At 44.2% G+C, this 14,863-nt stretch carries 12 protein-coding genes and 1 tRNA gene; 10 read left to right on the top strand and 3 right to left on the bottom strand.

The window, feature by feature from the left end; all coding sequences use genetic code 11:
* The first annotated feature begins 49 nt into the window (after nt 1-49).
* The 3 genes from HBAL_RS00145 to HBAL_RS00135 all read left to right on the top strand — a co-directional run bounded on the left by HBAL_RS00145 (nt 50) and on the right by HBAL_RS00135 (nt 5,121).
* Nucleotides 50-1,189 carry an exonuclease SbcCD subunit D gene (locus HBAL_RS00145; protein ID WP_012777888.1) on the top strand — a complete coding sequence of 380 codons (1,140 nt, stop codon included), beginning with the start codon at nt 50-52 and terminating at the stop codon, nt 1,187-1,189.
* Nucleotides 1,190-1,192: 3 nt separating this feature from the next.
* On the top strand, nt 1,193-4,261 hold the full coding sequence (locus tag HBAL_RS00140; protein WP_012777887.1) for an AAA family ATPase: 3,069 nt from the start codon (nt 1,193-1,195) through the stop codon (nt 4,259-4,261).
* Between the two features lie 80 nt (nt 4,262-4,341).
* The gene (locus HBAL_RS00135) at nt 4,342-5,121 is read left to right on the top strand and encodes an LOG family protein (RefSeq protein WP_012777886.1); all 780 of its coding nucleotides are present in this window, start codon (nt 4,342-4,344) and stop codon (nt 5,119-5,121) included.
* Nucleotides 5,122-5,187: 66 nt separating this feature from the next.
* On the opposite strand, the gene HBAL_RS00130 is transcribed toward HBAL_RS00135, so the two are convergent.
* Both HBAL_RS00130 and HBAL_RS00125 read right to left on the bottom strand, forming a co-directional pair.
* Nucleotides 5,188-5,262: transfer RNA gene (locus HBAL_RS00130), tRNA-Gly, on the bottom strand.
* 121 nt (nt 5,263-5,383) lie between these two features.
* Nucleotides 5,384-6,130, bottom strand: coding sequence for a DUF6065 family protein (locus tag HBAL_RS00125; RefSeq protein ID WP_012777885.1), 747 nt, complete (start codon nt 6,128-6,130; stop codon nt 5,384-5,386).
* Nucleotides 6,131-6,305: 175 nt separating this feature from the next.
* Between HBAL_RS00125 and HBAL_RS00120 the strand changes: the two genes are divergently transcribed.
* The 5 genes from HBAL_RS00120 (at nt 6,306) to HBAL_RS00100 (ending at nt 9,207) form a co-directional block, all read left to right on the top strand.
* A complete protein-coding gene (locus HBAL_RS00120; RefSeq protein WP_012777884.1) occupies nt 6,306-6,869 on the top strand; it encodes a prolyl-tRNA synthetase associated domain-containing protein in 564 nt (187 codons plus the stop codon).
* A gap of 129 nt (nt 6,870-6,998) precedes the next feature.
* Entirely contained in the window at nt 6,999-7,913 is a 915-nt protein-coding gene (trxA, locus tag HBAL_RS00115) for a thioredoxin (protein ID WP_012777883.1), read from the top strand.
* Nucleotides 7,914-7,947: 34 nt separating this feature from the next.
* Nucleotides 7,948-8,619 (top strand): LON peptidase substrate-binding domain-containing protein, encoded by a 672-nt coding sequence (locus tag HBAL_RS00110; protein ID WP_012777882.1) that lies wholly within the window; start codon nt 7,948-7,950, stop codon nt 8,617-8,619.
* The gene (locus HBAL_RS00105; protein ID WP_012777881.1) at nt 8,616-8,828 is read left to right on the top strand and encodes a Trm112 family protein; all 213 of its coding nucleotides are present in this window, start codon (nt 8,616-8,618) and stop codon (nt 8,826-8,828) included. The genes HBAL_RS00110 and HBAL_RS00105 overlap by 4 nt, the downstream gene beginning before the upstream one ends.
* Nucleotide 8,829: 1 nt before the next feature.
* A complete protein-coding gene (locus tag HBAL_RS00100; protein WP_012777880.1) occupies nt 8,830-9,207 on the top strand; it encodes a gamma-butyrobetaine hydroxylase-like domain-containing protein in 378 nt (125 codons plus the stop codon).
* Here HBAL_RS00100 and HBAL_RS00095 read toward each other — a convergent pair.
* A complete protein-coding gene (locus tag HBAL_RS00095) occupies nt 9,204-10,445 on the bottom strand; it encodes an FAD-dependent monooxygenase (RefSeq protein ID WP_012777879.1) in 1,242 nt (413 codons plus the stop codon). The two genes, HBAL_RS00100 and HBAL_RS00095, sit on opposite strands and share 4 nt — an antisense overlap.
* 215 nt (nt 10,446-10,660) lie before the next feature.
* On the opposite strand from HBAL_RS00095, the gene HBAL_RS00090 reads away from it, so the two are divergent.
* Entirely contained in the window at nt 10,661-11,974 is a 1,314-nt protein-coding gene (locus HBAL_RS00090; protein WP_012777878.1) for an ammonium transporter, read from the top strand.
* Nucleotides 11,975-12,186: 212 nt separating this feature from the next.
* Nucleotides 12,187-14,769 (top strand): DNA translocase FtsK, encoded by a 2,583-nt coding sequence (locus HBAL_RS00085; protein WP_012777877.1) that lies wholly within the window; start codon nt 12,187-12,189, stop codon nt 14,767-14,769.
* Nucleotides 14,770-14,863: the final 94 nt, after the last annotated feature.

The raw sequence follows: 14,863 nt of genomic DNA, 5'->3' as shown, positions 1-14,863 counted from the left end.
GATAATCATGTGAATCAGGACAGTAAGCCCTAGAAGTGGACCATTAAACTTGAAGATACTTCATACATCTGATTGGCATTTAGGGCGCACATTCAAACACGCATCCTTGATTGATGATCACCAGCATTTTTTAGATCAGCTAAAAATCGTGCTCGACCAGCAAAAACCTGACGTCCTCATAATAGCAGGTGATATTTTTGATCGCGCCTCACCGCCCGCCAGCGCCGTCAGCCAATTTGAAGATTTTCAACGCCATGTTTATTTTAATACTCAAACAGCTCTAATCATACTGGCAGGTAATCATGATTCCGGTGAACGTGTAGGGATGAATGGTGCCTTTGCAGACCCCAAACGCGTGCTCATCCGTGGCCGTTTACAACGCGACGAGAAACCTCTGATTTTAAACGACGAATTTGGAGAAGTCGCCTTCAGCGCTCTGCCCTATGGCGAGATTTTTTCAGCGCGTGAATGCTTTGAAAAAGCAGATATTGCAACCCCCGCTGATGTGCTCAATCAACAGGTAGAATGCGCAAAACAATTTGTCCCCAATGGCGCACGCTGGGTGATTTCAGCCCATGCTTTTGTCACAGGTGCGAGCACTACAGAAACTGAACGTAGCCTATGTGTCGGCGGAATTGAAACCGTTTCTGCAGACACATTCAATGGCGCGCATTATGTCGCCCTTGGCCATTTGCACCGTAGTCAAAAAGTAGGTGCCGAGCATATTCGCTATAGCGGCTCGCCCCTTTCATTTGCATTTGATGAAGTGGGCAATGAAAAATCCATGACACTCATCACACTTGGTCAGTCAGGTGTTGAAAATATTGATCTTATCCCGATCAAGCCTTTAAGGGCTGTGCGTGAAATTCGCGGTGCGTTGAGTGATTTGGAAAAACAAACAGATGATCCAAACAATCAGGATTTCATCCACGCCATTCTCACCGATAAGGGCGGATTGGTTGAACCTATGGCACGCCTTCGCCGTGTCTATCCCAATGTCATAGCACTGACGCGCGAGAATAAAAATGAAGTGTCCGGCAACTCAACGGGCCGTGCCAATGCCAAATTAGATAATCCCCAAGAAGTCATCTCTGAATTCATTCAGCACGTCCGCGAAACAGCCATCGACCCAGATGAACAATCCATTCTTGATAATGCTATGAATGCTTCATCGAAAGCGGAGGCATAAATTATGCGCCCTATTCGATTGACATTACAAGCATTTGGCCCTTTTGCCGGCAAAGAAGTTATCAATTTCGAACAAACATTCGATGTCGGTTTGTTTGGTATTTATGGTCCGACCGGTGCTGGTAAAACATCCATATTTGATGGTTTATGCTTTGCTTTATTTGGACAATCATCAGGTGCGCAACGTGATGGAAAAGATTTTCGATCAGACCACGCCCCATTGGATATGCTCACTGAAGTCGAACTCGTATTTGATCTAGGAGATAAACGCTATGTCGTGCGCCGTATCCCTGCTCAGGAGCGTTTGGCAAAAAAAGGCGGCAAGACAACCCAGCAATTGCATCAAGCATGGCTCTTTGATGCAAGCGGTTTAAATACCCAAGACATAACAGATGCTAATCGCGGCAAAGCCATTGCCGAAAAGAAAACATCTGTCGTTGAGCAAACTATCTCTGAATTACTTGGCTATTCCGCAGATCAATTTCGTCAAATTATTTTATTGCCCCAAGGCCAATTTCGTAAAGTTTTGGATGCCAATACCAAAGACCGTTCCCAGATTTTGCGCCAATTATTTGACGTCTCCTTATATGAAAAGCTTCAAGACAAACTAAAAGAAGAAGCCAAAGCTCTACATGAAAAAGTGAACACAGCCCGCATTCGCAGGGATGACCGCTTAATGCAAAGTGGCCACGAAACATTTGAAGCTTTAGAGCTGGCAATCAAAGAAGCTCACGAACAGGTCAAAAAATCCCAAGCCGCATTAGATGCCGCCAAGAAAAACCATTCAACAAAACGCGACACTCTCGAAAAAGCCAAATCCAATGATGCCCGTTTTGTGGAATTAGAAAAAGCAAAAGCTGACCTCATTACTTTGCAAGCCAATCAATCAGATATTGATGCCCGCAAAGCAGATTTGGAAAAGGTAAGACGCGCTGAATCTTTATTGGGTTTAGAAGCTGGATTATCGCGTGCGAAACTTGATCACAAAGAAGCGTCCCAAAGACAAATTGAAGCAAAAGTTAACCTTGAAAAAGCTGAAAAAGCAAACGCATCTGCTAAAGTAAAACTTACAGATATTCAAAAGCAAACCTCTGAGATTCAAGCCCTATCAGAAACCCAAAACCAGCTAAATGCTTTGCTGAATATCCAAAAATCGACGATCTCTTTAGCCACAGATCTAAAAACAAAAACCGATCAACGCAAAACCAGCCACGCGCAAGCAAATGCAGCCAAACAAGAACAAGCTGCGTTAAAAACGCACTTAAAAGAGCTGTCTACCAGCGCAAAAAACGCCATTGAGCGCGGCAAAACAATTGCAAATATTGAAAAAGAAATTGAACGCCTAAACACTGAAATCGCTGCTAACTCAGTCTATGAAAACGCGCAAAAACAAACCCAAAATCTTGAAGCCAAATTTAAATCCAGCCAAGCAAATCACTTAGCTTCAAAAGCAAAACTAGAAAATGCTCAAACAGAATTAGATGTCGCTGAACAAGCATTAGCTAATGTGCAAGCACTACATCTCGCCTCAAAACTAAAGCATGGTGATAATTGTCCCGTTTGTGGCAGCAAGGACCACCCCAAACTAGCAAAAGGTGATGCTAGTTCACAAGGATTAGATACTGCATTTAGAGCAGCAGAAAAAGCATATAAAATTGCTGGCGAAGAAGAGCGAAAAGCAAATGATGCTTTGATAGCCGACAAGGCCAATTATAATTCTTCATTAGAACTATTTTCCAAATTGGAAAAACCAAAAACTGAATCTGACGCCCTAAAGTCAGCCCTGCACGATCATTCAATCGAACTTAAAAAACTAAATGATTTGCCGACGCTTGAAGCCATCAACCAAAAGATATCCCTCATTGAAAGAGAAGAAATAGAAGTTTCAAACCGGCTTGAGACAATTTTAGTTGAACATGAGAAAAATCAACTTGCGCACAACACCGCGCAATCTCGATATGATGATGCTATCGCCAAAATACCCACAGATTATCAGACAGTCGGCAAACTAGAAAAAGAGCTAGAAACCAATAAAAGCAAAATTGATGGTTTCAAAAAAGAGCTAGAAAATGCCGAAATATCAGAACGTGAAACTGCATCTATTTTAAGCAACGCGCAGACCTCTCTTAATGACAAACAAGAGACAGAAAATCGCGCACTCAAACGCGTAAACTCTGAAACGGCAAATTTTGAATCGGCATTGATTGAAGCAAAACTTGATGAAGCTTCATTTCAAGCCGCCAAATTATTATTCCCAAAACGAGATGCAATTTCAAAAGCTGTAGAGAACCATTCCGCCGCGCTCATTTCGGTCAAAACACGCATTGAACAAGCAAAGCTCGCAACTCAAAATGTGCAACGTGAGGATCTCACGATACTTCAACACCAAGTTAGCACTGCAGAGACAGAAGTTGATCACGCATCCAACATTTTAAACACAGTAACTCAACGGCAATTGCACTTAAAAACGACACTCGAATCCGTGCAAAAAGCGACGCAAGAATTAAATAAACTCAACGCAGAATATGCACCATTGGGTGAAATGTCTGACCTCACAAATGGTACAAACCCCTATAAATTAAAGCTGGTCGATTTCGCCATTGCTGCCATGTATGATGATGTTTTAGATGCCGCCAATCAACGTTTAGGCCCAATGACGGATAGTCGATTTGAATTACGCCGAGAAGCTGGCGGACAAGGCGGAAATGCTTCTAGAGGTTTGGATACATTGATATTTGATGCACATACCGAGAGTTTACGCGCCACCTCATCTCTGTCTGGTGGAGAAGGATTTCTCGCTTCTCTTGCCTTGGCATTAGGCTTGTCAGATGTGGTTCAACAACAATCTGGCGGTGTCCGTCTTGATGCCATTTTCATTGATGAAGGCTTTGGCAGCTTAGATTCCGCCGCGTTAGACCTTGCACTTCAAACACTTCACACCTTGGCAGACAATAACCGCCTTGTTGGAATAATATCTCATGTTGAAGAAGTGAAACGCACAATACCAAATGGATTTTCTATTGAACCTTCTACAGCTGGTAGCCACATAAAATTGCGCACAACAACCTATTAGCGTTCAAACACTGTTCAGAAAAACACGTAATAACAGTTGGTTGAGTTTCCTTTTTCAAATTCAAGGCCTATATTATTTTCATGACATATTCAAAAACACCTGAAGAATCTTCCCAAAATATCCCCGAAAACATGCTGTCACCGTCCTACAAATTAGCTGCTCTAGATGAGGATTTCTTACTAGGAGATAGCATGCGCGGTGTCCGCTTCATGCTGGAATATGCAAAAGCTGAAGAGCATTTGCGCAATTGGGGCGTTGCCTCAACAGTCGTCGTTTTTGGGTCAGCGCGTTTTAAACCGGATGGTCCTGAAAATCACGCAAATTGGTATAATGCAGCCAGAGAATTGGGCCGCATCATTTCTGAACGAGGCGGAGCCTTAAATAGTAAACAATCTCCCCGCCAAAACGTTGTGGCAACGGGTGGTGGCCCCGGTATTATGGAAGCCGCAAATCGCGGTGCCTATGATGCAGGTGCACCAAATATAGGTTTCAATATCACCCTACCGCATGAACAAGTGCCAAACCCCTATTCTACACCGGACCTCACTTTTCAATTTCACTATTTTGCCATGCGCAAAATGCACCTTGCCATGCGCGCGAATGCACTTGTCGTTTTTCCTGGTGGTTTTGGCACAATGGATGAATTGTTTGAGATTTTATGCTTGCGTCAAACAATGAAAATCACAACCAAACTTCCAATCATCCTGTTTGATGAAGAGTTCTGGACATCCACATTCAATCTACAAAACCTAATAGATGTAGGCACCATAAACGCTGAAGATCTAGATTTATTTAGTTATGCAAATTCTGCCGAAGAAGCATGGGACAAAATGTTAAAAGGCGGATTAACAGCTGCATAAAAATGTCAAAAAGCATACTTGCTGACTATCAAGGTGAGTATGCTATTCATTTTAAAGAAAAATATCTGGAGCGGGTGAAGAGATTCGAACTCTCGACTTCAACCTTGGCAAGGTTGCGCTCTACCCCTGAGCTACACCCGCATCCGATATGGCCAAAGGAATTTTCTTCCGTTGGAGGCGCTGTTAAACAGCAAAGTTGATTTTCATGCAAGTAAAAAATTCAATGAATCGCAGAATTTTTCACTTTCGACATTTTCAGCTTCTATAGGCCAGGTAATGGAGGTTTGGGAGCTTTCATTTTGCGTTTCGTGACATGCGTGTTTACAGATTCACCTGTCGTTTTAGTACCCCGCATATAATGACGTTGCCACTTCTCCCGCAGAGCACCTTGATCACCCGTATTTAGTTTATCAATGAAATTCCCGCGCGACTTTGCCCACTCTTCATACTCTTGTTTGAGAGACACATTATCATCCAGCATACGAAGAGTTGGTTGCACATCCTCCATTTTATTGTGCTCAATAAGGTTTAAGAAGGCAAATGCCTCTCCTTTTTCAAATCGCACTTTACCGGGGCGTGTAAACTTCCAATTCATTGTAAATGGAAATGGCAACCAATCGGTTTCAACCAAGCCCGCCAATGGATATATGCCATCTTTAGGTGCATTGGGCGGTCCTTGAACCCATACTCCCCACCCTGGTGGCGTTCGAAATAAATATCCGGTGTGAAATGTCAAAACACCTTCGTGAAAATGGCTGTCCGCTACATTTTCGACGGGAGGCCACACTTCATCGGCCTGAATTTTTATGCTCGCTTTTGTCGGGCCCCCATCCCACTCGATAGTAAGTCCTGTCTGACATAAAATCTCCCAACCGGTAGAGTTAGCCATAGTCAGTGGCAGGCAGCGATATGGATGTCGATCTGTGAACTTGTCCATCCAGTCACGTCGTGATCTAGCCGGAATAAGGTCTGGAACGTATTCATGTAATTTATAACAATCGAGTTTCACACTTTTCTCCGCCGAGAGTTCGCCATCAATGTGGTGATAAACTTTTTAAATGGGCTTTATCCCCAGATCATATTGTCAGATAGTTAGCCTATTCAATTGCAGCTGCCAACGGATCATGATTAATCCCTCTCCCACCCTCGTCAAAGCGAGGATATTCGGAAGAAGGATTTTGAGAATGAATATTCGAACCCTATTAATGCCAGATAAGCCTCAAAATATTTTTCCAGAAGCTAGTGATTTTTCTCGCTGTCCTGAATTGGAAGTCTTTAAGTGCCTAGACCAACAAAATATCAAATACTCAACTGAGACTCATTTGCCCACACATACAGTGGCGGAATCCAGTATTCTTAAATCCGAGATATCTGGAGGACATACAAAAAATCTGTTCCTCAAAGATAAAAAAGGGCAATTGGTCTTAATAAGCGCGTGGGCACATACAGAAATACGTTTAAACCAATTGCATAAGCTTATTGAATCTCAGCGGCTTTCTTTTGCGAAGCCACAATTATTGTGGGAAACACTAAAAGTCACAGCTGGTTCAGTGTCAGCATTCGCGCTGATGCATGATACACAAAACCGCGTTCGGTTTCTGGCAGATGAAAAACTTCTCGACTTTGAGATGCTAAATTTTCACCCTCTAAGAAACGACATGACTACATCTATTAGCCAAAAAGGGTTTGCTCGATTTATCGAATCCACCGGACGCGGCCTTGAATGGATTGATTTTAACGAAATTTAGGCACTAAACACCCAGTTTGCACACTGCTTCACTGTTGCACCATGGCATAATGACAACCATGTAGTATATTCAAACTAACATACGCGAAACAGAACACACGCAGCGACACACAAGATTAGGACGATTTCTATGGATATTTCTTCTGGCTCTTTTCCACCCAATGGCGAAGATGCACAATGGATCATTGATGGTTCCGATCAGACATTCATGCAGGATGTTGTTGAGGCTTCAAAACACTCTCTTGTTCTCGTTGATTTCTGGGCGCCTTGGTGTGGACCTTGTAAAACACTCATTCCATCGCTTGAAAAAGTTGTGAACCAAGCAAACGGTGAAGTGCGCATGGTAAAAATCAATATTGACGAAAACCAAGGCGTTGCAGGTCAATTGGGCGTGCGTTCTGTCCCGACAGTTTTTGCATTTAAAGATGGTCAGCCTGTTGACGGTTTTCAGGGCGCTATTCCCGAAAGTCAGATTGTAGAATTTATCAAAAAAGCCGGTGCCGGCGGAGCTTTAGAACAAATTGAGCAAGCTTTAGCTGCCGCAGCTCAAGCCTTCCAAGATGGCGAGCTGGACCAATCGGCTGCAATTTATGCTCAAATTCTACAAGCCATGCCTGACAATGTGGATGCTATGGTGGGTATGGCACGTTGTTTCGTTGCTAAGGGAGAATATGACCGCGCAAAAGAAGTTATTGCCCTCATTCCCGAAGAATCTCAGAAAATGCCTCAGGTGAAATCGGTCTTAACTGCGATAGAATTATCTGACGATGGTGGCTCTACTGACGATGCATCTTCTGATCTGCAAGCTAAACTTTCAGTTAATCCAGATGATTTTGAAGCTAAATTTAACCTAGCAAAATCTCTGTCCGCAAAAGGTAATCACCAAGACGCTGCAAATCAGCTTTTGGAAATCCTTGAAAAGGATCTAGACTGGAATGAAGGCGCTGCAAAAGAACAATTGCTCAAAATATTTGAAGCAGCCGGCCCAACTGCAGAAGTCTCTAAATCAGGACGCCGGCGCCTATCGTCGCTATTGTTTAACTAACTTTCCCAGTGATTAGAAATTAAAGGAATAAAATTTGTCTCCACCCATTTTCAGAATAGCTGAGGATTTACCCAAAGTGATTCCCATTTTTCCTTTGGAAAGCGCTATTGTTTTTCCACGTGGAAATTTGCCACTGAATGTATTCGAACCTCGCTATCTAAACATGGTTGATGATGCGATGTATTCCAATCGGGTTATCGGTATGATCCAGCCATTTCTGCCAGATGGACCGGGTGAGAAACCGCTTATCGAAAACCCACCATTGCTGAAAATCGGGTGTTTGGGCCGTATCAATTCCTATTCCGAAACGGATGATGGACGATACATGATAAATCTTCGCGGAATGTGTCGCTTTCAGATCGTAGAAGAACAAGAAATGACTCGCCCCTACCGGACAGCAACAGTTAGTTATGAAAATTTTCTTGGAGACATGAAACCTGTCAGTACCAAAGAGCCTGATATTTCTCGTGAAAATCTAATATCTGCACTCAAAACATATCTTGCAGCGAATGCAATTAAAACTGACTGGGATGCTGTAACAGATGCACCTATGGAAACGCTGATAAACGCACTTGCGTCAGGGTGTCCCTTTTCCACAATCGAAAAACAAATGCTATTAGAGTTTCCAACACTGCAGGAAAGAGGTGAAGCTTTAATTTCACTTCTTCATATGGATGCATCGGGAAATGGCGGATTATTGCAATGAGTAAAACCGATACAAGTTCAAAATCGGCACAACCGGGAATCGATCCAAGATTGTTAGAGGTTTTGATATGTCCCGCCTCCCGAGGCCCGCTTTCATATGATAAGGAAACAAACGAGTTGATCTCGAAAAAGGCGAACCTTGCGTATCCTATAAGAGAAGGGGTTCCCATCATGCTGATCGACGAAGCCCGCGAGCTGGACGACAATTAAAATGTTTAAAAAGCGCCCTGAAGACGATGGAAGCTGGCCACTTGAAATACGTTTTATCAAAGACCAAGCCCTATTAAAAATATCATTTGATGATAGTTTTGAAGGAGAAATTCCATATGAATTGCTGCGTGTAGAAAGCCCGAGCGCGGAAACGCGTGGACATGGCGGCGAAACCCCTCCCCCCGTAGCTGGGAAAAAAAATGTTTCCGTCACAAGTGCCGATCCAGTCGGTAGATATGCACTTCGGATCAATTTCTCCGATGGACATAATTCGGGACTATATAGTTGGCCCTATCTAAAAGAATTGGCAACCAACCAGAAGCCCCGCATGAAAGCCTATCAAAAACGTCTAAAAGAATACGGTCTAAGCCGAGATTAAAACTGAATAGGATGGCCTTGCAATAATTGCGGCATATTACGACCCGAGACGCCTTTGGCTTCACGACTTAAAAATGAACGCGCAAGTTCGCTTTTACCCATAAGAGACATACCAAATCCTACAAGTCCCCTAAGAGCTGGCGGTGCTTTGAACATTTTATCCAAGACATCCATGCCTAGCGCCATATTAATCGTGTCAGCTCGCCGCCATTCATCATATGGCTCCAGAGCAAGCGTGCTACCAATATCCAGACCAACATGTGCAGCTTTACCGATCGTTTCGGCTAATGCAGCAACATCTTTCAAACCCAAATTCAAACCCTGTCCTGCTAAAGGGTGAATAGTGTGCGCTGCATCACCAGCCAGAGCGATACGATCTGTGGAGAATGTATCGGCAATTCTCATTTTCAAAGGATAGGCAAAACGACCACTCTTTAGTGTAAACTCACCTAGAAAATCTCCTACTTTCTCTCTTAGCTCTAACTCAAAATCCAAATCATTTAGAGTCATAAGAGAATCCGCAACAACGATACGTTCTGTCCACACTAGGCTAGCAAGATTATTCTTCAGCGGAAGCACAGCGAAAGGCCCGCCTTTTAGGAATACCTGACGCGCCACGCCTTCGTGCGGCTTGGTAAGTTCTACTGTCGCTACAATGCCCTTGGCTTCATAGTCATGGCCAGCAAATTCAATTCCCGCAGTTTTTCGTACAAAGCTCTCGCGACCATCACATCCAATCAATAATTTGCTAGAAATCTTAGTGTCGTCATCATTTAAGCTGATCAGAACCCTATCCGATTGCGTCTTTATGCCGCTCAACTTAGTGTTTGATTTAAAAGTTAGACCCGCCGTTTTCCGGGCTTTTTCCCACAAAGTGGACAAAATAGCATGGGTCTCAACAATGTAACCCAATGGTCCATCAATTTCTTCATCCTCTTCAAAGTCAAAGCAGATAGGTGAAAAATTTGCCGCTTCTGCTTCAACTTTCAGGATTGGTTGCGCGAAAGGTTCTAGAGCCTCGCATATACCAAAAACACGCCACATTGCCCAACAAGCGGGTGCAATTGAATAAGCGCGCCCGTCGAAATTACCTTTTTGAGGTTCAAAATCACCATCTTTGCTTACGACCAGACATTCAAACCCCAAGTCACATAAAGCAATAGCGAGACTCAAACCGACAGGGCCTGCTCCGGAAATAACGATCTCATAATCAGGTTTGGTTTGTGGATAAAGTTCCATAAATTTATTGTATGCTCCACATTAAAATGCGTCCAGACTCGCACAGGAATTGGGCGATATGCCAAAACGGTGCTCGTGGGTTGCTCATTATTGCATCGATTCTTTCTCAACAGAGTTCAAAACTTGTCTGATTAGCCTCTGCACAATCTCTTTAGCATCGATCGCATTCAAATAGTGAGTGCAATGAGGTTTTTTTTAGAGAGGGGTTCAGATCTATGAGATCCGGAATGACTGGCAAACTGGCGGGGGCCGCCACACTTGCTGCCATAACATGTGGTGTGGCAGCCTTCGCACAAGAGGCAGAAGTTCCTTCAGCTTCTGACGTTTCTGCTTATGTAGATAACACATACCTTTTCCTACTTGGTGGTCTGGTTGTTATGTTTATGGCTGCAGGTTTCTGTATGCTAGAAGCAGGCCTTGTACGTTCAAAGAACGCTGCAACGCAGGTAACTAAAAACATTGCGCTTTACTCAATCGCTGGGCTTATGTTCTGGCTTGTTGGATACAACCTTCTATACCCTGGTGACGGAAACTGGATCGTTGAAGGATATATCGGTACTTTCGCACCATGGGAAACAGCTGATGATCTAGGTACTGGCTATTCTTCTGGTTCAGACCACTTCTTCCAAATGGTGTTCGTTGCTGCAACAGCATCAATCGTATCAGGTACAGTTGCTGAACGTATTAAACTTTGGCCTTTCCTTATCTTCACAGCTGTCTTGACTGGTATCATCTACCCAATTCAGTGTTCATGGCAGTGGGGCGGCGGCTTCTTGTCAGCTGCTGGTTTCTCTGACTTTGCTGGTTCAACACTTGTGCACTCAACAGGTGGTTGGGCAGCGCTAGTTGGTGCTATTATTCTTGGACCACGTCTGGGTAAATATGTAGATGGTAAAACAGTTCCAATGCCGGGTTCAAACATCCCATTGGCTGCTCTAGGTACTTTCATCCTTTGGTTTGGTTGGTTCGGATTTAACGGTGGTTCACAACTTGCTGCCGGTACATTTGACGACATCAACGCTGTGTCGACTATCTTCCTAAACACAAACCTTGCTGCTGCTGCTGGTACAATGGCTGCAATGATCCTAACAACTATTCTTTACAAAAAGACTGACTCAACAATGGCATTCAATGGTGCACTTGCTGGTCTAGTTTCGATCACTGCGGGTCCTCTTGACCCAAGCTTCCCAGTTGCGATCTTGATTGGTGCCGTTGGTGGTGTGTTGGTTGTTCTTACAATCCCATTGCTAGACAAATTCAAAATTGATGATGTTGTTGGTGCGATCCCAGTTCACTTGGTATGTGGTATCTGGGGAACAATGATCGTTCCATTGTCAACTGAAGGTACAAGCTTTGGTGTTCAAGCACTTGGTGTTGTATCAGTCGGTGCTTTCGTTGCAATTACATCTGCAATCGTATGGATGATCCTAAAAGTGACTATGGGTATCCGCGTAAGCGAAGAAGAAGAAATGGAAGGCCTAGACCTCAACGAATGTGGTGTAGCTGCTTACCCTGACTTCACGAAATAAGATCTGACGATCTAATTTTTAGAACTCGAATTACGTTTAACCCCCGACATACAAATGTTGGGGGTTTTTCTTTTTTCAGTGATTATGGCTAATCACGAAAATAAATTTCATCAAAAACACAAAGAAATCACATTCCGTTTGCGCCTCGTTAAGAGGCAGGCGTCAAGGTAGAGGCAGATAACCTTCACTCCCTTGTCATGAGGACGCCGCAAATGCCTTCTACGCAACTTTCAAATCGCGTGCAGCATCAACAGCACATTGATGCTGAATATCAAATCCCAGGTCGTAAACCTAGCGGATTTCATCGAATGATGACTGGCGTTATGGCATTTGCCCTGGGCGTGTTTATTTGTGGAGCCTACGGTTCCCATTCACCAACAGACCCTAGTTTAAACGTCGCATCGGATGCAGAAACCTCAAATCTGTTTGGTTCTACAGGAGCTGTCGCTGCTGACCTTCTAATGCAATCATTTGGATGGACAGCATGGCTAGCCGGTTTTGGCCTTATGATTGGCGGTGTTTACCGTACATTTGGCATTGGCCCACGTCGCCCTTCTCGTTGGTTCTGGGGCATGATGGCAATTAGTATGACATGTATTTGTTTGGCTGGATGGCCCATCCCAAGCAATTGGCCATTGGCAACGGGACTTGGAGGTATGGCAGGCGAAAGATTAAACCATTTTGCATCTATACCGTTTGCAGCTTTTGGGGCACCTGATCCTGTTTTACTAGCGTCCATTACAACCGGTATTGCTGGTGTTTTGTTTGCGGCCATTGCTATGGGCCTTGGCGCTGATGATGGAATTGCTGTTTTCAGAACAATTGGTCAAATGTGGAACTCATTTAAGCGCGGAAAAGCAATTCCGATGGAAGTTGTTACCGAACATGATGAAGCTGAAATTCGCGATGTGGCAGGGTTGCGTGATCGTGCAAACTCTTTCTTCGAGAATATGAGAAGCCGAAACCCTCAACAAGCTGCTTTGCCTGATCCGGAAAAAATGGAGCCACATTTAGAAGACAACTTCCTACGCAATATCGAAAACTCTGAACGACCTACTATTCCCGTCCGACAACGTTTGGCAGAAAAAGTCGTAGAAACACAGCCGGCTTCGTCAATTATCGAGGAAACAACTCCTAAATCAACGCTCTTTGGTAACCGAGCATCTCAGCCAAATACAGACATGCCTGCTAAGGCACCCGCTCCTGCGCCTGTTTCTGTTAAACCAGTGAGAGCACCTCAACCAGCAACACCTCAATCTTCTATCTCAGCTCCAATCCTCAATGATGGCAGCCGTTTACCTCCAATTGATCTACTTCAACTTCCACCAGAGCGTCGTTCAGATCATGATGAAACGAAATTGCTTGAAATGGCAGAATTGCTACAAGTCGTATTGGGAGATTTCGGGGTTAAAGGTCGAATATCAGAAGTTCGTCCCGGTCCTGTTGTAACCCTATTTGAATTTGAGCCTGCGCCCGGAACAAAATCATCTCGTGTTATCTCTCTAGCTGAGGATATTGCTCGTTCAATGAGTGCCACAGCTGCACGTGTGGCTGTTGTCCCTGGCAGAAATGCCATCGGTATAGAACTTCCAAATGATGACCGTGAAACAGTTTACTTCCGTGACCTACTATCTTCGAAAGCTTTCACACGCTCTCGTGCATCTCTACCACTTGCGCTCGGTGAAAATATTGGTGGTGAATCGACAGTCGCCGACCTTGCTAAAATGCCTCACCTTTTGATTGCGGGTACAACAGGTTCAGGTAAATCCGTTGGTATCAATGCGATGATCCTATCATTGCTGTACAAACTGACCCCAGAAGAATGTCGATTCATTATGATCGACCCAAAAATGCTTGAGCTTTCAATCTATGAAGGCATCCCCCACCTACTTTCCCCTGTTGTGATAGACCCGAATAAAGCAGTTGCAGCCCTAAAATGGACAGTACGGGAAATGGAAAGCCGTTACGAAGTTATGTCCAAAATGGGTGTCCGGAATATCTCAGGCTTCAACAAGAAAGCATCCGAAGCCCGCGAGTCAGGTGAAACCTACACACGTCCAATTCAAACCGGATATAATAGCGACACCGGCGAGCCAATCTGGGAAAATGAAATCATTGATATGCGCCCAATGCCTCACATTGTTGTGGTGATTGATGAGATGGCCGACCTGATGATTGTTGCAGGTAAAGAAATTGAAGCTTTAATTCAGCGTCTAGCGCAAATGGCGCGTGCTGCGGGTATTCACCTGATCACAGCAACCCAACGTCCATCTGTTGATGTCATCACAGGTACAATTAAGGCCAACTTCCCTACCCGTATATCATACATGGTTACGACCAAAATCGACTCGCGTACAATATTGGGAGAGCAAGGTGCCGAACAGCTCCTTGGTATGGGTGACTTATTGTATCAAGCATCGGGTGGAAAACTAAACCGTGTGCACGGTCCTTTTGTGTCTGATGAAGAAGTTGAAGCAGTTGTAAACTTCCTGAAAGATACTGGTGAGCCATCCTATGTTGAAGGACTAACCGACGAACCAGAAGAAGACGTGTCTGTCGCTGACGCCGCCATGGGTGTCTCTTCTGGTGATGTGGAAGAAGACCTTTACCGAGAAGCCATCCAAATCGTGCGCCGCGACAAAAGAGCATCGACCTCTTATATCCAACGTAAACTTCGTATTGGGTATAACCGCGCCGCATCCCTTATTGAACGTATGGAAAGCGAAGGTTTGGTTAGTGCGGCCAACCATGCAGGGAAACGTGAAATTCTAATGCCTGAGGATAACGCCGCCTGAAATGACCATAATGCGGGGTTTAGCGAATAAAAGCCTATCTAGCTGAACCCCTATTCATAAAATCAGGCCAATTTAGGCAAGATTTCCTTTTAAG

The organism is Hirschia baltica ATCC 49814, assembly GCF_000023785.1.
Classification (GTDB): domain Bacteria; phylum Pseudomonadota; class Alphaproteobacteria; order Caulobacterales; family Hyphomonadaceae; genus Hirschia; species Hirschia baltica.
The sequence above is the reverse complement of the archived record's forward strand: the minus strand, read 5'-3'. Positions and strand labels throughout refer to the sequence as shown.